The sequence below is a fragment of the Pseudomonas sp. NY15435 genome (assembly GCF_048068295.1).
GTDB lineage: Bacteria > Pseudomonadota > Gammaproteobacteria > Pseudomonadales > Pseudomonadaceae > Pseudomonas.
In genome coordinates this window covers 235,397-255,384 of the sequence record NZ_JBLUQA010000007.1, presented here as the reverse complement: position 1 = coordinate 255,384, position 19,988 = coordinate 235,397, and the positions used below count along the sequence as shown (strand labels likewise).

21 protein-coding genes are annotated in these 19,988 nt (G+C 65.0%); 11 read left to right on the top strand and 10 right to left on the bottom strand.

The genetic code is table 11. The features are described 5' to 3' along the window. Positions 1 to 55: 55 nt before the first annotated feature. Both ACNFH5_RS18810 and ACNFH5_RS18805 read right to left on the bottom strand, forming a co-directional pair. Entirely contained in the window at positions 56 to 1,384 is a 1,329-nt protein-coding gene (locus ACNFH5_RS18810; protein ID WP_416748500.1) for a heavy metal sensor histidine kinase, read from the bottom strand. Then, positions 1,381 to 2,061 (bottom strand): heavy metal response regulator transcription factor, encoded by a 681-nt coding sequence (locus ACNFH5_RS18805; RefSeq protein ID WP_416748498.1) that lies wholly within the window; start codon positions 2,059 to 2,061, stop codon positions 1,381 to 1,383. Before ACNFH5_RS18805 ends, ACNFH5_RS18810 begins: the two co-directional genes overlap by 4 nt. 127 nt (positions 2,062 to 2,188) lie before the next feature. Between ACNFH5_RS18805 and ACNFH5_RS18800 the strand changes: the two genes are divergently transcribed. The 5 genes from ACNFH5_RS18800 (at position 2,189) to queF (ending at position 6,511) form a co-directional block, all read left to right on the top strand. Then, a complete protein-coding gene (locus ACNFH5_RS18800; protein ID WP_416748496.1) occupies positions 2,189 to 2,320 on the top strand; it encodes a co-regulatory protein PtrA N-terminal domain-containing protein in 132 nt (43 codons plus the stop codon). Between the two features lie 172 nt (positions 2,321 to 2,492). Further along, positions 2,493 to 3,062, top strand: coding sequence for a plastocyanin/azurin family copper-binding protein (locus ACNFH5_RS18795; protein ID WP_416748494.1), 570 nt, complete (start codon positions 2,493 to 2,495; stop codon positions 3,060 to 3,062). A 14-nt stretch (positions 3,063 to 3,076) separates the two neighbouring features. Further along, on the top strand, positions 3,077 to 4,750 hold the full coding sequence (locus ACNFH5_RS18790) for a copper resistance system multicopper oxidase (RefSeq protein WP_416748492.1): 1,674 nt from the start codon (positions 3,077 to 3,079) through the stop codon (positions 4,748 to 4,750). Between the two features lie 9 nt (positions 4,751 to 4,759). Further along, positions 4,760 to 5,467: a copper resistance protein B gene (locus ACNFH5_RS18785; protein ID WP_416748490.1), complete on the top strand. Its 708-nt coding sequence runs from the start codon at positions 4,760 to 4,762 to the stop codon at positions 5,465 to 5,467. 213 nt (positions 5,468 to 5,680) lie between these two features. Next, positions 5,681 to 6,511, top strand: a complete 831-nt coding sequence (gene queF, locus ACNFH5_RS18780; protein ID WP_416748488.1) for an NADPH-dependent 7-cyano-7-deazaguanine reductase QueF — start codon at positions 5,681 to 5,683, stop codon at positions 6,509 to 6,511. A 76-nt stretch (positions 6,512 to 6,587) separates the two neighbouring features. Here queF and ACNFH5_RS18775 read toward each other — a convergent pair whose 3' ends face one another. The 3 genes from ACNFH5_RS18775 to ACNFH5_RS18765 form a co-directional block, all read right to left on the bottom strand. Next, positions 6,588 to 6,851, bottom strand: a complete 264-nt coding sequence (locus ACNFH5_RS18775) for a DUF4404 family protein (RefSeq protein WP_024763885.1) — start codon at positions 6,849 to 6,851, stop codon at positions 6,588 to 6,590. A gap of 78 nt (positions 6,852 to 6,929) precedes the next feature. Then, on the bottom strand, positions 6,930 to 7,511 hold the full coding sequence (locus ACNFH5_RS18770; RefSeq protein ID WP_236170775.1) for a phosphonate degradation HD-domain oxygenase: 582 nt from the start codon (positions 7,509 to 7,511) through the stop codon (positions 6,930 to 6,932). Next, positions 7,508 to 8,251, bottom strand: a complete 744-nt coding sequence (locus tag ACNFH5_RS18765) for an HAD family phosphatase (RefSeq protein ID WP_416748485.1) — start codon at positions 8,249 to 8,251, stop codon at positions 7,508 to 7,510. Before ACNFH5_RS18765 ends, ACNFH5_RS18770 begins: the two co-directional genes overlap by 4 nt. Before the next feature lie 112 nt (positions 8,252 to 8,363). On the opposite strand from ACNFH5_RS18765, the gene ACNFH5_RS18760 reads away from it, so the two are divergent. The 4 genes from ACNFH5_RS18760 to rssC all read left to right on the top strand — a co-directional run bounded on the left by ACNFH5_RS18760 (position 8,364) and on the right by rssC (position 11,799). After that, positions 8,364 to 9,080 carry a UTRA domain-containing protein gene (locus ACNFH5_RS18760; RefSeq protein WP_416748483.1) on the top strand — a complete coding sequence of 239 codons (717 nt, stop codon included), beginning with the start codon at positions 8,364 to 8,366 and terminating at the stop codon, positions 9,078 to 9,080. A gap of 169 nt (positions 9,081 to 9,249) precedes the next feature. Next, entirely contained in the window at positions 9,250 to 9,954 is a 705-nt protein-coding gene (locus tag ACNFH5_RS18755) for a VacJ family lipoprotein (protein ID WP_416748481.1), read from the top strand. Between the two features lie 181 nt (positions 9,955 to 10,135). Then, the gene (rssB, locus tag ACNFH5_RS18750) at positions 10,136 to 11,320 is read left to right on the top strand and encodes a two-component system response regulator RssB (protein WP_416748479.1); all 1,185 of its coding nucleotides are present in this window, start codon (positions 10,136 to 10,138) and stop codon (positions 11,318 to 11,320) included. Then, positions 11,317 to 11,799 carry an anti-sigma factor antagonist RssC gene (gene rssC / locus ACNFH5_RS18745; RefSeq protein WP_017517513.1) on the top strand — a complete coding sequence of 161 codons (483 nt, stop codon included), beginning with the start codon at positions 11,317 to 11,319 and terminating at the stop codon, positions 11,797 to 11,799. The genes rssB and rssC overlap by 4 nt, the downstream gene beginning before the upstream one ends. A 65-nt stretch (positions 11,800 to 11,864) precedes the next feature. Here rssC and tal read toward each other — a convergent pair whose 3' ends face one another. Then, complete coding sequence (tal, locus tag ACNFH5_RS18740; RefSeq protein ID WP_416748477.1) at positions 11,865 to 12,785, bottom strand: transaldolase; 921 nt, start codon at positions 12,783 to 12,785, stop codon at positions 11,865 to 11,867. Positions 12,786 to 12,847: 62 nt separating this feature from the next. Beyond that, positions 12,848 to 13,852 (bottom strand): tRNA dihydrouridine(20/20a) synthase DusA, encoded by a 1,005-nt coding sequence (dusA, locus tag ACNFH5_RS18735; protein WP_416748475.1) that lies wholly within the window; start codon positions 13,850 to 13,852, stop codon positions 12,848 to 12,850. Positions 13,853 to 14,043: 191 nt separating this feature from the next. Here dusA and ACNFH5_RS18730 point away from each other — a divergent pair, with 191 nt between their 5' ends. Both ACNFH5_RS18730 and ACNFH5_RS18725 read left to right on the top strand, forming a co-directional pair. After that, on the top strand, positions 14,044 to 14,385 hold the full coding sequence (locus ACNFH5_RS18730; RefSeq protein WP_416748473.1) for a hypothetical protein: 342 nt from the start codon (positions 14,044 to 14,046) through the stop codon (positions 14,383 to 14,385). 146 nt (positions 14,386 to 14,531) lie between these two features. Next, the gene (locus ACNFH5_RS18725; RefSeq protein ID WP_416748471.1) at positions 14,532 to 16,091 is read left to right on the top strand and encodes a methyl-accepting chemotaxis protein; all 1,560 of its coding nucleotides are present in this window, start codon (positions 14,532 to 14,534) and stop codon (positions 16,089 to 16,091) included. Positions 16,092 to 16,262: 171 nt separating this feature from the next. On the opposite strand, the gene ACNFH5_RS18720 is transcribed toward ACNFH5_RS18725, so the two are convergent. The 3 genes from ACNFH5_RS18720 to ACNFH5_RS18710 all read right to left on the bottom strand — a co-directional run bounded on the left by ACNFH5_RS18720 (position 16,263) and on the right by ACNFH5_RS18710 (position 19,954). Beyond that, on the bottom strand, positions 16,263 to 17,609 hold the full coding sequence (locus ACNFH5_RS18720; RefSeq protein WP_416748469.1) for a nucleobase:cation symporter-2 family protein: 1,347 nt from the start codon (positions 17,607 to 17,609) through the stop codon (positions 16,263 to 16,265). Between the two features lie 447 nt (positions 17,610 to 18,056). After that, positions 18,057 to 19,394 (bottom strand): urate hydroxylase PuuD, encoded by a 1,338-nt coding sequence (locus ACNFH5_RS18715; protein WP_416748467.1) that lies wholly within the window; start codon positions 19,392 to 19,394, stop codon positions 18,057 to 18,059. A 53-nt stretch (positions 19,395 to 19,447) separates the two neighbouring features. Then, complete coding sequence (locus tag ACNFH5_RS18710; RefSeq protein WP_416748465.1) at positions 19,448 to 19,954, bottom strand: ureidoglycolate lyase; 507 nt, start codon at positions 19,952 to 19,954, stop codon at positions 19,448 to 19,450. Positions 19,955 to 19,988 lie beyond the last annotated feature (34 nt).

The following is a 19,988-nucleotide window of genomic DNA, read 5'->3' as shown; positions in this document are numbered from 1 at the left end:
GCGAACCGCCCAGCGCGAGAGCTGCCGGTGAACCTGTTCGCGAGCAAGCTCGCTCCTACAGGGAGTGGCTTTTCGGAAACTCGATAACGAACCGCGTCCACCCGTCGGCCGACTCACAGCGAATCTCCCCGCCATGGGCCCGCACGATGGACCGGCAGATAGCCAACCCCAATCCGGCATGTTCGCCCTGGCCTTCGCGGCGAGCAGGGTCGGCGCGGTAGAAGCGATCGAACAAGCGCGGCAGGCGCTCGGCGGGAATTTCCCGGCCAGGGTTCTCCACGCTCAGGCGGTCCGGTTCCAGGCGCACGCGAATCTGCCCGCCGTCCGGGGTGAAGCGCAGCGCGTTGTCCAGCAGGTTGGCCAGCACCCGGCGCAGCAAGGCACGGTCGCCCTGTACGGACAGCTCTCCATCACGCTCCAGGCGAATCGACTTCTCCTCCGCCAATGGCCCGTAGAACTCCAGCAACTCGTCCACCTCGCCGGCTAGCGCCAGCGGCTGGCTATTGGGCGTGAGCAGGCCGTGGTCGGCCTTGGCCAGAAACAGCATGTCGTTGACCATCGCGGTGAGCCGCTCCAGCTCTTCCAGGTTGCCGTGCAGCGCCTCGCGGTATTCCTCCAGGCTGCGCGTGCGCGACAGCACCACCTGTGTCTGGGTCAGCAGCCCGGTGAGCGGCGTGCGCAGCTCGTGGGCGATGTCGGCGGAGAAGGCTGACAGGCGCTGGAAGGCTTCTTCCAACCGCGCCAGCATGGCGTTCAGCTCGCCGGCCAGACCGCGCAGTTCCTGCGGCATCTGCCCGGCATCCAGGCGAGTGGTCAGCGAGTGCGCGCTGACCTGTGCCGCCACTTCACTCATGCGCCGCAGAGGCTTCAGGCTGGCGCGGGCGGCCCAGGCGCCGAGCAGCGCGGTGGCCAGGGCGGAGAAGCCCATGGTCATCCAGATCAGCCGCTGCATGCGCTGCAGGAAATGCTGGTGGTGGGTGATGTCGAGGATCAGCGTCAGTTGCGGGCCGTCGGATCGCTCGGCATTCAATGGCGCTTGCAGTTCGCGGTAGGCAGGAGGTTCGTCGCTGGCCATGTTCATCGTCGGCAGTTGCCAGAACCAGCGTTGCCCGTCAGCGCCTTGCAGGCGCAGGCCGAGGTCGGGATGGCGTTCCAGTTCGCGGCGCAGTTCGGCGTTGTGCGGGGCAAGTTCGTCGGCGCTGCCGACATCCTTCAGGACATCGCGGAAGATCGCCAGTTTGCCGCTCAGCAGTTGCTGATCCAGCTCGATGAAATGCGCCTCGCTGGCGCGGCTGAAAACAATGCCCGCCATCAGCGACACGGCGGCGGTGCAGGCGGCGAACAGCAGGCTCAAGCGCAGGCCGAGGGACAGGCGGGCGCTCATGCTTCACGCTCTTCCAGCACGTAGCCCATGCCGCGCACGGTGTGGATCAGGCGCTGCGGGAAGTCGTCGTCGACCTTGGCGCGCAGGCGGCGGATGGCGACTTCGATGACGTTGGTATCGCTGTCGAAATTCATGTCCCACACCTGGGAGGCGATCAGCGACTTGGGCAGCACCTCGCCGCGGCGCCTCAGCAGCAGTTCCAGCAGGGCGAACTCCTTGGCGGTCAGGTCGATGCGCTTGCCGGCGCGCTGCACGCGGCGGCGCAGCAGGTCCAGTTCGAGGTCGGCCAGTTGCAGGGTGGTTTCCTGCAACTGCTGGCCGCCGCGGCGCAGCAGAGTACGCACGCGGGCGAGCAGTTCGACGAAGGCGAAGGGCTTCACCAGGTAATCGTCAGCACCCAGCTCCAGGCCGCGCACGCGGTCCTCCACGGCATCGCGGGCGGTGAGGAACAACACGGGTACGGCGCTGCCGGTCTGGCGAACTGCCTGGAGGATCTGCCAGCCGTCGCGGCCGGGCAGCATCACATCGAGGATCAGCAGGTCATGTTCACCGGCCAGGGCCAGTTGCAGGCCTTCGTCACCGTCCGCGCTCAGGTCGACGGCAAAGCCGGCCTCGCTGAGGCCCTGGCGCAGGTATTGGCCGATGCGGGGTTCGTCTTCGACGATGAGGAGTTTCATCCGGATATCCATTCAGGTGCTTTGGGGCGCGGCTGTCATCAGGGTAATGGGGCGGTCAGCGAACTGACAGGGTCGGCATTGCACACTGGCGATGTGTTCATTCTCCAGCGCCATCGAGGAGCCCACCATGCACCTGATCATCTCCACGCTGTTTGCCGTGCTGTTCTTCCCCGCTACGCCGGTCCTGGCCGACGGAGGAGGGGACATCACCTTCCAGCGCATGCAGGAACAGGCCGCCACGGCGCGCCAGGCCTGCTGAATCCGATTCATCGTGCTGCCCCTTGCCCGCCCTTCGGCGGGCTTTTTTTCGCCCTCTTTATACCCCGTGCCAGGCGGGTGAGCGCCAAGCTGACAGAGTTGTAATCTTCCCGACAGGTAACCCTCAGCCGCCGACAGCGACCATGGCCAACATTCCAGAAAGGAGATTCGCCATGTCCCTGCGCCATCTGCTCCAAGTTTCCGCCCTCGGCCTTGCCGCCGCCATCAGCCTGCCGGCCCTGGCCGATGCCGGGCACGACTATGACTTCGGCAAGCCGGCCAAGGCTACCCAGGCCACCCGCACCGTGGAGATCAAGCTGGGCGAGATGTTCTTCGAGCCGGAAAGCATCGACGTGAAGCCGGGCGAGACCGTGCGTTTCGTCATCCACAACACTGGCAGCTTGCTGCACGAGTTCAACCTGGGCAGCGCCGCCATGCACGCCGGTCACCAGAAGGAAATGCAGCAGATGATGGACTCGGGGATGCTCACCCCCACCGGCATGCACGACATGAGCAAGATGGACCCCGGCTCCATGGGCCATAGCAAGATGGACCATAGCAAGATGGGCCATGGCGATATGCCGATGATGAAGCACGACGACCCCAACAGCGTGCTGGTCGAGCCCGGCAAGACCGCCGAGCTGACCTGGACCTTCAGCAAGGCCACCAGCCTGGAGTTCGCCTGCAACATCCCGGGGCACTACCAGGCCGGCATGGTCGGCAAACTGACCGTCAAGCCCTGAGCGGGAGCGCTGCGATGATCCGCGCAAGGGAATGGGCTCTGGGGGCGCTGCTGCTGGCACCGTTGATGGTGCAGGCGGGCGTGTATGACCTGACGATTGGCGAGGGCGAGCTGAAGCTGTCCGACGGCGCTCGCAAGGCGCTCACGGTAAACGGGCAGACGCCCGCGCCCGAACTGCGCTTCAAGGAAGGCGAGGACGTCGAGCTGCGCGTCACCAACAGCCTCGACCGCGATACCTCGCTGCACTGGCACGGGCTGATTCTGCCCTACACCCAGGACGGCGTGCCGGGGATCAGCTTCCCCGGCATCAAGCCCGGCGAAACCTTCACCTATCGCTTCACCGTGAAACAGTCCGGCACATACTGGTACCACGCCCACAGCGACTTCCAGGAGATCGAGGGGCTGTACGGCCCGCTGGTGATCGAGCCAAAAGCGCGCGAGCCATACCGCTACGACCGCGAGTACACCCTGCTGCTGGCCGACTGGCACGACACCCGGCCGGAAACCGTGTTCGCCAACCTGAAGAAACAGAGCGACTACTACAACCGCAACCAGCGCACGCTGGGTGATTTCATCGCCGAATCCAGCGCCAATGGCTTCATGGCGACCCTGCGCGACCGCCTGGACTGGGGCGGCATGCGCATGACGCCAACGGACATCGCCGACATCACCGGCTTCCGTTTCCTGGTCAATGGCCAGGACGCCGAGCAGAACTGGACCGGCCTGTTCAAGCCCGGCGAGCGCGTGCGCCTGCGCATCATCAACGGCTCGGGCATGAGCTACTTCGACCTGCGCATTCCCGGCCTGAAAATGACCGTAGTGCAGGCCGACGGCAACGATGTGCAGCCGGTTAGCGTGGACGAACTGCGTATCGCCGTGGCGGAGACCTATGACGTGATAGTCCAGCCGAAGGAGGACCGCGCCTACACCTTCTTCGCCGAGGCGATGGACCGCAGCGGATACGCTCGCGCCACCCTCACACCCCGCGAAGGTCTGGTGGCCGCGGTGCCCGCGCTGCGCGAACGACCGCTGCTGAGCATGGCCGACATGGGTATGAACCATGAAGGAATGGACCACAGCGGCATGGCGATGGCTGAGTCGAAAGGCACGGACATGGCGGCAATGGATCACTCCAGCATGGCTGGTATGGATCATTCGCAGATGGCCGGCATGGATCACTCGAGCATGGCCGCGCCGAAATCCGACTACGCACCGGGCAGTGGCCTGACGCCGCAACCGGCCGAGCCGGGCAATCGCCTGCTGGTCTACTCGGACCTCAAGGCCATGCGCCCCTATGCCGACTACCGCGCGCCGGACCGCACCATCGAGTTCCGCCTGACCGGCAACATGGAACGCTACTTCTGGTCCATCGACGGCAGGAAGTACTCCGAGGCTGAACCTGTCCGCCTGACCTACGGCGAGCGCGTACGCATCCGCTTCGTCAACGACACCATGATGACCCACCCCATGCACCTGCATGGCATGTGGATGCAACTGGACAAGGGCAACGGCCGCTTCAACCCGCTCAAGCATGTGGTCAGCGTGGCGCCGGGCAGCACCCTGGACGTCGACGTGCCCGCCGATGCCCTGGGCGAATGGGCCTTCCACTGCCATCTGATCTACCACATGGCCGCCGGCATGATGCGCAAGGTCATAGTCGAGCCGGCTCCCGCCAGCGCCAGCCTCTGAGGAACCGCCATGAAACGCATAGCAACGGTGGCCTGCGCGGCGACCCTGGGCCTGGCCTTGCCCGCCGAAAGTGCCGAGATGGACGACATGCCCATGGGCTCGCTGCTGATCCAGCGCCTGGAAAGCCGCTTCCACGGCAACGACCAGGCGCTGGGTTGGGAAGCCCAGGGCTGGTACGGCAGCGATTATCAGAAGCTGCGCCTCAAGCTGGAAGGCGAGCGCGACGCCGGCGGCCCGACCACCGACAACGAGGTGCAACTGCTCTATCAGCGCATGGTCGCGGACTTCTGGGACTGGCAGGTGGGTGTGCGCCATGACGACCAGCCGGGGCCGTCGCGCACGTATGCGGTATTGGGCATCCAGGGGCTGGCGCCGCAGTGGTTCGAGGTGGACGCCAACCTGTTCCTCAGCGAACGCGGCGATCCGTCACTGCGCCTGGAAACCGAGTACGAACTGCTGCTGACCCAGCGCCTGATCCTCGAGCCTTCGCTGGAATACAACCTGGCGCTGGCCGATGATCGCGACATTGGCGTGGGCGCCGGCGGTAGCGAATTGGAGGCCGGGTTGCGCCTGCGCTACGAGGTGCGCCGGGAATTCGCGCCGTACTTCGGCTACGTCTGGAGCAAGACCTACGGCCGCAGCGGCGATATTGCCCGCGCCGAGGGCGAGGATGACGAGGAGGGCTACTGGGTCGCGGGTGTGCGGATGTGGTTCTGACGCTTTTCGTAGGAGCGAGCTTGCTCGCGAATGAACGTCCCGGTGGGCTCGGTCCCTGGGTGGTTCGCGAGCAAGCTCGCTCCTACGGGGAATCAGCGAACACGCCGGGGTGCGGCGGCCGGCTCGTCCGCCGGCTGCTGAAAGACGAGGCGGATTTGTATACACTCGCCGCCTCGCGCCACCGTCCGCATCGCCGATCCAGCAGGTCTTTCCATGCAGCATCCCGCCGAACACTCGCCCCTGGGCAAATCCAGCGAATACGTCTCCACCTACGCGCCGGAATTGCTGTTCCCGATCTCCCGCACCACCAAGTGGGCGGAGCTGGGCCTGACCGCCGAAACGCTGCCCTACCAGGGCGTGGACCTGTGGAACTGCTACGAGCTGTCCTGGCTGACCGCCTCGGGCAAGCCGGTGGTGGCCATCGGCGAATTCGCCATTCCCGCGCAGTCGCCGAATATCATCGAATCCAAGTCCTTCAAGCTCTATCTCAACTCGCTGAACCAGACCGCCTTCGACAGCTTCGAGGCCGTGCGCGCGGTGATGGAGCGCGACCTGTCCGCCGCCGCCGGGGCGCCAGTCGGCGTGCGCGTGCGTAGCCTGGACGACGTGGCGAGCGAGGGTGTGGCCGTGGTCGAGGGTACCTGCATCGACGACCTGGACCTTGCCGTGGACAGCTACGACCACCCGCGCCCGGAACTGCTGCGCTGCGACGACACCCGTCGCGCCGACGAAGTGCTCTACAGCCATCTGCTCAAATCCAACTGCCCGGTCACCGGCCAGCCGGATTGGGGCACCTTGGTCGTGGAGTACACCGGCCCGGCGCTGGATGCCGCGAGCCTGCTGGCCTACGTGGTTTCGTTCCGCCAGCACCAGGACTTCCACGAGCAGTGCGTCGAGCGCATCTACCTCGACCTGCAGCGTCTGCTGCAGCCGACCCGCCTGACCGTCTACGCACGCTATGTGCGCCGCGGCGGGCTGGACATCAACCCCTACCGCAGCAGTGACGCCGTGCAGCCGGATAATCGCCGCCTGGTGCGTCAGTAAGGTGGCAGTAAAACGCAGATACGAAAAACCCGGCCGAAGCCGGGTTTTTCATGTCTGCTGGGCGCAAAAGCCGGGCTCAGATCCCCATGTTCGCCAGGCTTTGCACGATGGAGCGGAGCGTGCCGGCCAGTGTCGGATGGCTTGCCTCGAAGCGCTCCACAGCCAGGTTGACGTTGTCCATCAGGGTCTCGTCGGCCAGCGCCTCTTCGTTGGCCAGCTGCAGTTCGATGTCCTTGATCAGGGCTTGCAGCGATTCGCGCTCTTCCGCGTTCAGCGGCGGCTGACGTTCCAGCTGGTCGCGCAGGGCCTGGAGTTCTTCCTGGAGGCGTTGTGTCGGCATGGTGGTGTCCTTCTGCGGTACGTACCCAAAGATGGACCTCGCCCGACAGGGAAAAGGTCCATCGCCATGCCTTTGAGCTTAACTCGCCGCGCGCACCCTTGCCTGATGCCGATCAACTCGCAGGAGGCGTTCGAGCAGCGGGAAGAAGTGTTCCAGCTCCGGCGTGCGCATGGCCGGGTCCTTGCCCAGGTCGTCCAGGCGGCGCAAGGTCAGTGCGTCCTGGGAGAAGGGCGCGTTGAGGAAGGCGCTGGCGCCGCGCTCGTCGAACGGCCCGCCCTGCAGCGCCAGGCTCTGCCGCGAGGCCCAGGACAGGCCGGCGTGGTACGCCGGATCGACCGCGCAGAGGTAGCGCTTGGCGGCAACGTGCAGGCGGATCGGCTGCCAGACGGATTCGGGCAGCAGCTCGCGCAGCAGGCTGGCGCCGAACTCTTCATGGCGCAGGTCCTGTTCCTCGATCAGTTCCGGGTCCTCGTAGAGGTGGCCGATGTCGTGGAGCAGGGCGGCGATCACCAGGCTGTCGGAACAGCCTGCGCGTTCGGCCAGGGTGGCGCACTGCAGCGCATGCTCGGCCTGGCTGACGGCCTCGCCGTAAGGCTCGGCGCCGTGGCTGGCGAAGCGCTCGGCCAGTTCGTCGAGGAAGCGATGGCGCTCGTGCTTCATGGTTTTTCTCCTTTCAGGCGGCGGCCGGCGATGTCCTGCAGGCAGGAGTCCAGCTCGCCCAGATGATCGATGACCGAGTGCACGCCGAGGCGGTACAGGCCCAGCGTCGCCTGGGCGCGCAGGCGGTCGCGGTCCAGGTTGCCAAGGGCATCCCAGTCTCCCGGTGCATGGCCGCACAGCGGGCCGCTGGCGCCCAGTCCAATGGTCCACAGGCCGGCATTGAGGCCCGCCTGGAGCAGGCGCGGCTGGCCGCTGACCAGCACGCAGCCGTCCAGGTGCGGACTGTCCAGTTGCATCAGCGCCTGCCAGCAGGAGTCCGGCGCGGGCCATTGGCGGCCGGCTACCTCCAGTCCGGTGGCGAGGTGGTCGTGCAGTGCGGCAGCCAGATGTTGAGCCGTGGCAGTGGGCAGCTCATCGAGCCAGGCGCAGGGCACGCCGCGCTGGTGCAGCGCCTGCAGGGCGTCCAGGGCGCCGGGTGTGGCCTCGGCGTGAACCTGCGCTGCGTCGTCCAGCGCAGCCTGGAAGCGGCTGCGTTCCTGGGGCTCGGCGCGGCGGCCCAGGGCTAGCTCCAGGGCCTCCTGCGGGGGCAGGGCGAGAGCGCTGGCCAAGCGTTCCGGCGGACAATCGGGGCACGTGCGTTGCAGGGCTACCGGCAGCGTCCTTGCGCCGAAGTCCACCAGATCGCCCGTGAGTCCGAACAGCAGGGTCGTGAAGCGCGGAAGGTCGGCGGTCGCAGGCATGGTGGGCTTTTCTGATAATTGGTCTAGGCCAGACTAGCGGGGCAATGTGACGGTCCGATGAAGTCCGCCGCCGTCTCGCTATAATCGCCGCGCCTTTCTGCGGAAGATGCCCATGCCGGTCGACCTCATGCCTCATTACCTGCGCATTCGCGACCAGCTCGCGCAGGACATCGCCAGCGCCGCCCTGACTGGACGCCTGCCCGCGGAGCGCGAGCTGGCCGAGCGCTTCAACTGCACCCGCGTAACCCTGCGCGAGGCCTTGCAGCAGTTGGAGACCGAAGGCGTGCTGTACCGCGAGAACCGCCGTGGCTGGTTCGTCTCGCCACCGCGTATCCGTTACAACCCGACCCGCACGACGGGCTTCATGGACTACGTCCAGGCCCAGGGGCGCGTGCCGCGCACCGAGGTGCTTACCGCCGAGCGTCGGATGGCAGGGCCAGTCCTGGCGCGCCGCATGGGCTTGGACGAAGAGGCCGAGGTGATCCACATCCTGCGCCGTCGCTGGGTCGACGAGCGCCCGGTAATGCTGGAGGAAATCAGCCTGGATGCGAGTTGGTGCCCGGGCTTGCTCGACCATGGCCTGGATACCTCGCTCACCCGCGTCATGCGCGAACAACTGGGCCTGAGCCTGTCGCGGTCCGAGCTGGCCATGCATTCCACGGCGCTGGTGGAAGCGCGCGCGACGCCGCTGCAACTGACGCCGGGCTCGCCAGGCCTGTACGTCGAGCGCGCCAGCTATATCGAGGACGGCCGGCTGGTGGAGTGGGATCAGGAGTTCTGGCGTTCCGATGCATTGGAAATTGTCATCGACGCACGGTATCCGGACTGAACTGGCACTATGCTTTCAACTGGGACCAAGCGAAACGGCAGGTCGTGATCTCGAATCGAAATCCTGCGAGATCGCGCCGGGTCTGCAAAACCGTTGCGCCTCTATATACTCTGCCCGCATAGCGGGGCCGCCATGGCTGGCCCGAAAGACATTCACTGGAGAATTCCCGATGCGCCCACTAGGCGTCCAATGGACGAAACGCTGCTTCAGCCTGCTCGCCGCCGCCGGCCTTGCCACGATCCCGTTCCTGGCCCAGGCCGCCAGCGAAGACGACCCGTGGGAAAGCGTCAACCGCCCGATCTTCACCTTCAACGACACCTTGGACACCTACGCACTGAAGCCGCTGGCCCAGGGTTACCAGTACGTCACCCCGAATGTCGTGCAGGATGGCGTGCACAACTTCTTCGGCAACATCGGTGACGTGAAGAACCTGGTCAACGACCTGCTGCAGCTGAAATTCCGCGACGCCGGCGTCGACACCAGCCGCCTGCTGTTCAACACCACCTTTGGCCTGGCTGGCTTCATCGACGTCGCCACCCACATGGGCCTGCGCCGCAACGACGAAGATTTCGGCCAGACCCTCGGCCATTACGGCGTGGGCAGCGGCCCCTATGTGATGCTGCCGCTGCTGGGCCCGAGCACCCTGCGCGATGCCCCTTCGCTGATCCCGGACGCCTACACCGGCCCGTACCCCTACATCGATAATGTATCGGTGCGTAACAGCCTGCGCGGCGTCAACGTGGTCGATACCCGTGCCGACCTGCTCAAGTCCGAGAAGCTGATCAGCGGCGACAAATACACCTTCATCCGCAACGCCTACCTGCAGAACCGCGAGTTCAAGGTCAAGGACGGCGAGGTCGAAGACGACTTCTGATCCGCCTTGCGCGCAGGCCATTCCTGTCCTCCAGCCCGCGCCATTCGTGGCGCGGGCGGCGCCTGCTTGAACCCTTGAGCGGATGGGAGTAGTGTCTGCGCCTTGTCGCGACCGACCCGCGCCGCTGTTCCCTAGAATGAGCGCCAAACCACAACCCCGGCGCCGTTTGCCTGGATGACCCATGCACAAAGCCAGTGCCTCGCTGCTGATTATCGATGACGACGACGTCGTCCGCGAAAGCCTCGCCGCCTACCTGGAAGACAGCGGATTCAAGGTCACACAGGCCACCAACGGCCTGGAAGGCCTGAAAGTCTTCGAGCACGAACTCCCTGACCTGGTGATCTGCGATCTGCGCATGCCGCAGATGGACGGCCTCGAGCTGATCCGTCGCGTCAGCGAGATGGCGGTGGAAACCCCGGTGATCGTGCTGTCCGGTGCCGGCGTCATGAGCGATGCCGTCGAGGCCTTGCGCCTGGGCGCCGCCGACTACCTGATCAAGCCGCTGGAAGACCTCGCCGTCCTGGAGCATTCGGTCCGCCGGGCCCTGGACCGCGCCTTCCTGCGCTCGGAAAACCGCCGCTACCGCGAGAAGCTGGAAACCGCCAACCGCGAGTTGCAGGCCAGCCTGAACCTGCTCCAGGAAGACCAGAATGCCGGTCGCCAGGTGCAGATGAACATGTTGCCGGAAACCCCGTGGGAGTCAGAAGGGCTGGTGTTTTCTCACCAGATCATCCCGTCGCTGTACCTCTCCGGGGATTTCGTTGACTACTTCCGCGTGGATGCCCGGCGCATCGGCTTCTACCTGGCCGACGTCTCCGGCCACGGCGCTTCGTCCGCCTTCGTGACCGTGCTGCTGAAGTTCATGACCACCCGGCTGCTCTACGAATCCAAGCGCAACGACATGTTGCCGGAATTCAAGCCGTCGGACGTCCTCGGTCACATCAACCGCGGGTTGATCAACTGCAACCTGGGCAAGCACGTGACCATGCTCGGCGGCGTGATCGACCTGGAGACCGATCGTCTGACCTACAGTATCGGCGGTCACCTGCCGTTGCCGGTGCTCTACGTCGATGGCGAAGCCCGTTACCTGGATGGCCGCGGCCTGCCGGTGGGGCTGTTTGACGAAGCGACTTACGAGGATCATGTCCTCGATCTACCCAAGTCCTTCAGCCTTTCCCTGTTCTCGGACGGAATTCTCGACGTCCTTCCGGGGGCTACGCTGAAGGAAAAGGAGACGGCCCTGCCCGAGCAGGTCGTCGCCGCCGGCGGAACTCTGGATGGCCTGCGTCAAGTCTTCGGACTGGCCAAGTTGTCCGAGATGCCGGATGATATTGCCTTGCTGGTGTTGAGCAGGAACCTTGCATGAGTACCGGTAAAATCCAGTTCGCCGAGCAGGATGGCTCATTTGTCCTGAAGTTCGTGGGCGAAGTCCGACTGACCCTGTGTTCGGCGCTGGATGCCACCATTGAAAAAATCTTCGCCGCGTTGAATTTCTCGGCGATCATCATCGATCTCACGGAAACCCAAAGCATCGACAGCACCACGCTGGGCCTCCTGGCGAAGTTGTCGATTCTCTCGCGGCAGAAGGTCGGTCTGTTGCCCACGCTGGTCACCACCAACGCGGACATCACCCGGCTGCTGCAGTCGATGGGCTTCGATCAGGTGTTCAACATCGTCGATCGCCCGATTCCGTGCTCGGATTGCCTGACCGATCTGCCTCCCCAGGACCAGTCCGAGGAGGTGGTGCGCGGCAAGGTGCTTGAAGCCCACCGTATCCTGATGGGCCTGAACGAGACCAACCGCGAGGCCTTCCACGACCTGGTGAGCGCGCTAGAGCGCCACTGATTCGATGAGCCCCAATGCAAACCGGCGCCCTGGGGCGCCGGTTTGCATTTGCTCGTCCGCAGTTTTCAACGGTCGGCGAGCAGTGCCTCGAGCTTTTCCTGGTCGCGGGCAAACAGGCGGATGCCTTCGGCCAGCTTCTCGGTGCCCATGGCGTCTTCGTTCATCTGCCAGCGGAAGGCGCTCTCGTCCAGCACCTGGCGCGCTTCGCCTCCGCCGGGTTGCAGCGCGCGCGGCAGTTCGCCCTGGGCATCGGCCAGCTGTTGCAGCAGGTCCGGACTGATGGTCAGGCGGTCGCAGCCGGCGAGTTGTTCGATCTGGCCGAGATTGCGGAAGCTGGCGCCCATCACCACCGTCTCGTAGCCGTTGGCCTTGTAGTAGCGGTAGATGCGCGAGACGGACTGTACGCCCGGGTCTTCCGCGCCTACGTAATCGCGGTTGTTGGCCTTCTTGTACCAGTCGTAGATGCGCCCGACGAAGGGCGAGATCAGGAATACGCCGGCATCGGCACAGGCTGCCGCCTGGGCGAAGGAGAACAGCAGGGTCAGGTTGGTCTGGATGCCTTCGCGCTCCAGTTGCTCGGCGGCGCGGATGCCTTCCCAGGTGGAAGCGATCTTTATCAGCACGCGGTCGCGGCCGATACCGTGCTGGTCATACAGGTCGATCAGGCGGTGGGCGCGCTGCAGAGTGGCTTCGGTATCGAAGGACAGGCGGGCGTCCACTTCGGTGGAGATGCGCCCCGGAATCACACCCAGGATGTCCTTGCCTACGGCGACGGCGAAGCGGTCGCAGGCGAGGCCCGCGTCACCCTGCGCGCCCTCTGTGGCGCGGGCAAGGTGCTCGGTATAGCGGGGCAGGGCGGCGGCCTTCAGCAGCAGGGACGGGTTGGTGGTGGCATCCACCGGCTTCAGGCGGGCAATGGCGTCGAAATCGCCGGTATCGGCGACAACCGTGGTGTACTGCTTGAGTTGTTCCAGCTTGGAGGTCATGGCGCGTCTTCCATAGAGAGTGCATCGACCTTACCCGAGGGCGATGCAACGCTCAACGGGACTCAATGACCGGCGAGAAGTTCTCCGGCCTGATCGAGCAGTCCGAGGGAATCCTTGGTCTTGTGAACGTCCACCGAGAGCAACTGGCGGAAGCGCCGCGCGCCCGGGAAACCCTGGGCAAGGCCCAGGACATGGCGGGTCACGTGGTGCATCGCGCCGCCCTCGGCGATGTGCCGCTTGATGTACGGGCGCATCCGCGCCAGGGCCTCGGCGCGGGTGATGGCCGGTTCCTGCGAGCCATACAACGCGGCGTCCACCTGGGCGAGCAGGTAGGGGTTGTGGTACGCCTCGCGGCCGAGCATCACGCCATCGAACACCTGCAGGTGCTCGCGGCATTCCTCCAGGGTCTTGATACCGCCATTGAGGACGATCTCGAGTTCCGAGAAGTCGCGCTTGAGTTGCGCGGCGATGTCGTAGCGCAACGGCGGAATTTCGCGGTTTTCCTTGGGCGACAGGCCTTCGAGGATGGCAATGCGTGCGTGCACGGTGAAGCTGCGGCAGCCGGCATCGCGGACCTGGCCGACGAAGTCGCACAACTCTTCGTAGCTGTCGCGGCCGTTGATGCCGATGCGGTGCTTGACCGTCACCGGGATCGACACGGCGTCGCGCATGGCCTTCACGCAGTCCGCCACCAGCGCCGGATGGCCCATCAGGCAGGCGCCAATCATGTTGTTCTGCACGCGGTCGCTGGGGCAGCCGACGTTCAGGTTCACCTCGTCGTAGCCGGCCGCCTCGGCCATCTTCGCCGCGGCAGCCAGTTCTGCCGGATTGCTACCGCCCAGTTGCAGCGCCAGCGGATGCTCGCTCTCGTCGTGGCGCAGGAAGCGCGCAGCATCGCCGTGCAAGATGGCACCGGTGGTGACCATCTCCGTGTAGAGCAGTGCGTGGCTGGAAAGCTGGCGTAGGAAATACCGACAATGTCTGTCAGTCCAATCCATCATCGGCGCCACGCTGAAGCGGCGGGAGGGCTCGGGGCGGTTGGTGGCGGTCGGTGCGGCAATGGTCATCGGTACGTCGTATCTGGCTTCGCAAGGAGCGCGAAATCGCTCGCGCCGGCGGAAAGGGCGGAGATTTTACCGGGGTTGCCCGCCCAGCGCACGGAAACCGGCAGGCGGTCGAGGTCGGGATTGATCTGACAGGGCGGTCAGTGCCAGCTCAGCTGCTACCCTCTGGGTTCCTGACAGAAGGATTTCACCCGATGAAACCCCTATTGCTGACGCTTCCGTTGATCCTGCTGGCCGCCTGTACCTCGCCGGGCAAGCTGAAGGAGGAGGCGCCGGCATTGCGGCTGGAGAGCGGAAAGTCGCCTTCGGTCTATATGACCTGCCTGCTGCCGAAGTGGCAGACAATTCGCGCCTCGGCGACGGTGAAGGAAATCCGTTTCGGCTATCGGCTGTTGGTGCCGGCCACCGCGGGCGATACCGCCGAGGTGCTGTTGGAGACGACAGCGGCAGACAAAGGCAGCGACGTGGCGCTGTATCGCCGCAACGCGCCGAGCCCGGACGATGCGATTACGCAGGCGGCTCGCAGCTGTCTGTAGCGACTCAAGCAGCGTCGTATCTACCACTAAGGAACGATAGCCGTCGCGAGAAGCAGGCGGCCTAATGGCTCTGACAAGAATAATCGGGCTCCCCGGCAGCATGCCTGCTGCTCTGCGGTCGGGCCCGCCAGAAGAGAGCTGCCGCCATGGATATCGCGCGTCCGCGTATCGTCCTCATCCTTACCCTGCAGACTTGCGGCCTGGTGCTGCTGTTCATTGCCCAGGCTCTGGGCGGCTGGCCGCTGTCGTTGTGCCTGCTGCTCGCGGCGGGGCTGCTCTGGGGGCCCTGGTTCATTCGCGAAAAGACCGCGGCCGCCGGTGCGCTGGCGGTGTTGCCGGATGTCGCCGAGCTGACCCGCGAGCTGTCCCAGGGGACCAGCCGCAATGCTCTGTCCGCCGCCGGTGTTTCCTACTCGGTGCAGCGCCTGGTGGAGAAGCTGGAATCCCAGGTAGTGGCCGCCGAGCAGATCGTCGGCAGCGCCGAGGTGATGATCCACACCGAGCGCGCCACGTCGAACCTGGCGCGCCAGGCGAAAGAGGCCGCAACCCTGGCGCGCGCCGGCAGCGATGCCGGGCGTGGAGAGCTGCAGGCGGCCATCCAGCGCATGCACCAGTTGAGCCAGCGTGCCAGCGCCAGTCGCGCGCTGATCGAGACGCTGAATGCCCGCAGCGAGGAGATCCAGCGCGTCACCCAGGTGATCCAGTCCATTGCCAGCCAGACCAACCTGCTGGCGCTCAACGCGGCCATCGAGGCGGCGCGGGCGGGCGAGCATGGCCGTGGTTTTGCCGTGGTGGCCGAGGAGGTCCGCGGGCTGGCTGGGCGCACCGCCGAGGCCACCGACGAGGTCGGGCAGATGGTCGAGGATATCCAGCGCCAGACTGGCGAAGTGGTGGAGCAGATCCGCCAGCTCACCGATGACCTGGGCCTGGGTGTCAGCCAGGTGGAGAGCACGGGGCGTCAGTTGCAGGACATCGCCGGGCTGGCCGCTACCGTGGAAACCCAGATCACCGAGATCGCCGAAGGCGCGGAGATCAATCGCAACCAGTTGGACAGCCTGTTTGCCGCCGTCGAGCAGGTGCGCGGTGACTTGCGCGCCAGCGACGAGCAGACGCACCGGCTGGCGGACGCGGCGGTGCAGTTGGAAACCCAGGCGGAGATGATCAGCGAGCGGCTGGCCGAAGTCGCGCTGGATGATTATCACCAGCGCATCTATGACCTCGCCCGCGCGGGTGCGCAGGCTATCGGCGCGCGTTTCGAGACGGATATCGACACCGGGCGGATCGGCTCCGAGGACCTGTTCGACCGCGATTACCAACCGCTGCCCGGCACCCGCCCGCAGAAGTTCCGCACACGCTTCGACCGCTACACCGACGAGGTGCTGCCGCGTATCCAGGAAGACCTGCTGCAACGCCATGAAGGGCTGGTTTTCGCCATCGCCTGCACCGCTGAAGGTTACGTGCCAACGCACAACCAGGCGTTCAGCCATCCGCCTTGCGGCGATCTGCAGGTGGACATGCTCAAGAGTCGCAGCAAGCGCCTGTTCAACGACCGTACTGGCGTGCGCTGTGGCAGCCATAACCAGCCGATGCTGTTGCAGACCTACTGCCGTGATACCGGCGAGCTGATGCACGACCTTTCGGTGCCGATCTACGTGCGTGGGCGCCAATGGGGCGGCTTGCGCCTGGGCTACCGTCCGGAAGCCTGAGTGCTCGGATACATGCCATCCTGTAGGAGCGAGCTTGCTCGCGAACAGCCTCGCCGCGGAGTTTGGTTCGCGAGCAAGCTTGTTCCTACTTTGCGCCGCCGAAATAAAAAAGCCGCGAAGGAGTAGGACGCGGCTTGGTGCGGGCGTCCGGGAGACGCCCGCGAAAGGGTTTCAGTGATGCCCGCAGAGGGCGTCGCGGCCTTGCTCGCCGAGGATGTTGAACAGAATGTTCAGCACCACGGCCCAGATCGCAGTCATCGCAATGCCGCTGTGGGTGATCGGCTCCATCCATTGGGGCAGGGCGGCGAAGAAGTCCGGACGCACTACCGGCACCATCCCCATACCGATGCTCACCGCCACCAGCAACTGGTTGCGGCGGTCGACGATGTCCGCTTCGTGGAGGATGCGGATGCCGCTGGCGGCGACCATGCCGAACATGGCGATGCCGGCACCGCCGAGCACCGCCGGCGGAATCGAGGCGACCAGGAAGGCGGCCTTGGGCAGCAGCGACAGGGCGATCAGGAACAGCGCGGCAGCGGCGGTGACGTAGCGGCTGCGCACGCCGGTCATCTGTACCAGGCCGATGTTCTGGGCGAAGGAGGAGTGGGTGAAGGTGTTCATGAAACCGGCGATGAAGGACGCGCCGGCATCGCACAGCAGGCCGCGGCGCAGGCGGTTGGGGCAGATTTCGGTCTCGGTGATCTTGCCCAGGGCGAGGAACATGCCGGTGGACTCGACGAAGATGATCACCACCACCAGGCACATGGACAGCACCGGCGCGAGGTGGAATTCCGGGGCGCCGAAGTGCAGCGGGGTGACCACGTCGAACCAGGGGCGCTGCTCGATGCCGTCGAGGCTGACCATGCCCATGCTGGCGCCGATGATGTAGCCCAGCAGCATGCCGATCAGCACCGAGACGTTGACCCAGAAACCTTTCAGGAAGCGGTTGATCAGCAGGATCACCGCCAGCACGAAGGATGACAGGGCGAGGTATTCGATGGCGCCAAAGTTGGCTGCCGCCTTGCCGCCGCCGGCCCAGTTGATGGCCACCGGGAACAGGCACATGCCGATGGAGGTGATGACGGTACCGGTCACCAGTGGCGGGAAGAAGCGCACGATGCGGCTCATGAACGGCGCAATGACCATGCCGAAGAAGCCGGCAGCGATGGTGGCGCCGAAGATGCCGGTCATGCCCACGCCGGGCATCCCGGCCATGGCGACCATGCTGCCGACGGCGGCGAAACTGGCGCCCATCATCACCGGCATGCGGATGCCCACCGGGCCGATGCCGAGCGATTGCACGAGCGTGGCGATGCCGGCGACCAGCAGGTCGGCGTTGATCAGGAAGGCGATTTCCTCGCGGGACAGACCGGCGGCCTGGCCGACGATCAGCGGGACGGCGACGGCGCCGCCATACATCAGGAGAACGTGCTGGAAGCCGACCAGCAGCAGCTGCAGCAAGGGCAAACGCTGGTCGACAGGCGAGCCGGTATGGGAGCGCTCAGTTACCACGGACATGCAACACCTCGGTTTTTATTGTTGTCAGTCGCTGGTTGCCGGACGGGCACGACAACCGGGAAGTACTGGCCGATCTCACCCCCGGGGCCGAGCGGGTGAAGCGGTGCGGGACTTTATAAACGCGATGTGTATTACGTTCAATCGATTTTTGTATACAACTCGCTGGTCACGTTTCGTCTCTATGGTGCTGCAGGGCTCTAGGGCGCGTGTTCTCTGGCTTTGGTGTTTTTGTAGCCATTGGTCGAGTGGACTACATTTTTTGTTTCAGGGGGGGCGCTTTTCGTAGGAGCGAGCTTGCCCGCGAATGGATGTGCTTCCTGTCGTTCCGGTGCGTCGGGATGTTGTGTTCGCGAGCAAGCTCGCTCCTACAGGAGGTGCGTGTCGGGCATTTCGTGGGCATAAAAAAACCGCACCCGAAGGTGCGGTTTTCCTGGCCGTGCCGCAGGCTCAATTAACCTGGGCGCCCTTGGAGATCCAGTCTCCGACGAGCTTGCGCTCTTCCGGGGTCATCTGGGTGATGTTGCCCAGCGGCATTACCTGCGAGGCCACGGCCTGCGCCTGGATGCGCGGGGCGAGCTGCTGGATCTGCTGCGGGGTGTCGAACATCACGCCGGCCGGCGCGGTGCTGAACAGGTTGCTGGTCGGCTTGGCCGAGTGGCACACGGCGCAGCGTTCCTGGATGACGTGATGGACCTTGTCGAAGCCTTCGGTCGAACCTGCGGTGGATGCCTGGGCCGGGGCGGCCTGAGCCTGCTGGGCAGCGGCGGCCTTGGCGGCTTCCTCGTCCTTGGCGCGTTCGGCCGGGGTCTTGCCGCCGATGGCGGTTTCCGGCAGCGGCTGGTACTCGACCTTCGGCGCCTGAGCGGTGCTGGAAGAAGCATCGCTGCTCGGCCAGTTCGGGCCGGTGACGAAGGCCAGGGCGATCATGCCGACGGCGCCGGCAGGCAGGGCCCAGGCCATGCCGTTGCCTTCGTGGCGGGTGTTGAAGTAGTGACGCACGATCACCGCCAACGCCGCGATGCAGGTCAGGATCAGCCAGTTGTAGTGGCTGCCGTAGGTGCTCGGGAAGTGGTTGCTGATCATGATGAACAGCACCGGCAGGGTGAAGTAGTTGTTGTGGCGCGAACGCAGCAGGCCTTTGGCCGGCAGTACCGGGTCGGGCTCGCGGCCTTCCTCGATGGCCTTAACCAGCGCGCGCTGGGCCGGCATGATCACGCGGAACACGTTACCCACCATGATGGTGCCGATGATGGCGCCCACGTGCAGGTAAGCACCGCGACCGCTGAACACCTGGCTGAGCAGGTAGGCGGCGAGCACCAGCAGGCCGAACAGGATGGCGCCGAGCAGGGCGGGCTTCTTGCCCAGCGGCGAGTCGCACAGGGTGCTGTAGACGAACCAGCCGGCGATCAGCGAGCCGATGCCGATAGCGACGGCGGCGGCCGGAGCCAGGTCGCTGCCCGGGGCGATCAGGTACAGGGTCGGGTTCAGGTAGAACACGATGGTCAGCAGGCAGACACCCGACATCCAGGTGGAGTAGGCCTCCCATTTGAACCAGTGAAGGTTGTCCGGCATTTTCGGCGGGGCGAGCTTGTATTTCTCCAGGTGGTAGATGCCGCCACCGTGGATCGCCCAGAGGTCACCGGAAAGTCCCTCGCGCGGGTTGGCGCGGTTGAGGTTGTTCTCCAGCCAGACAAAGTAGAACGAGGCGCCGATCCAGGCGATGCCCACAATCATGTGGACCCAGCGGACCAGCAGGTTCAGCCATTCGATGAGATGTGCTTCCACAGTTTTTTACCTCTTGCCCGGATACCGCCGTCGCGGTGTGCGGGCCTCTCTTATTAGTTTGCTTGGGGGTCGAGGAGGAGCTGTTCGTCCTCGGTGAAGAAATGCTCGTCGCAGTTGTTGCCAGAACCGCTGCGATCGACCACCAGGAAGTCATCCCGCTTTTCGATCGTCAGCACCGGGTGGTGCCAGACGCCGCGGTGGTAATTGACGCCCTGCTTGCCGTTGGACAGGAAAGCGCGGGCGAGACCCGATACAGGTACATCGCCAACTGGCGCGACCACGATCAGAAATTGATTGCCGAGCAGCGGGATGAACGCCTGGCTGCCCTGCGGATGACGCTCCAGCATGCGGATGCGCAAGGGCATCTCCAGGGATTCGGCGCTGAAGATGCTGATGATTGCCTTGTCATCGGGCTGCGCCGTTTCGACGGTGGCGAGCTTGTGATAACGGCGGGTGGAGCCGTTGTTGATCATGAAGAAATCACTGCCTTCGGTCTCGATGACATCACCGAACTGGGCGAAGGCTTCCTTGGTCAACGGCTCGATCTTCAGGGTACGCATGGCTGGTCTTCTTATTTCGTTGTTCGCATGGACC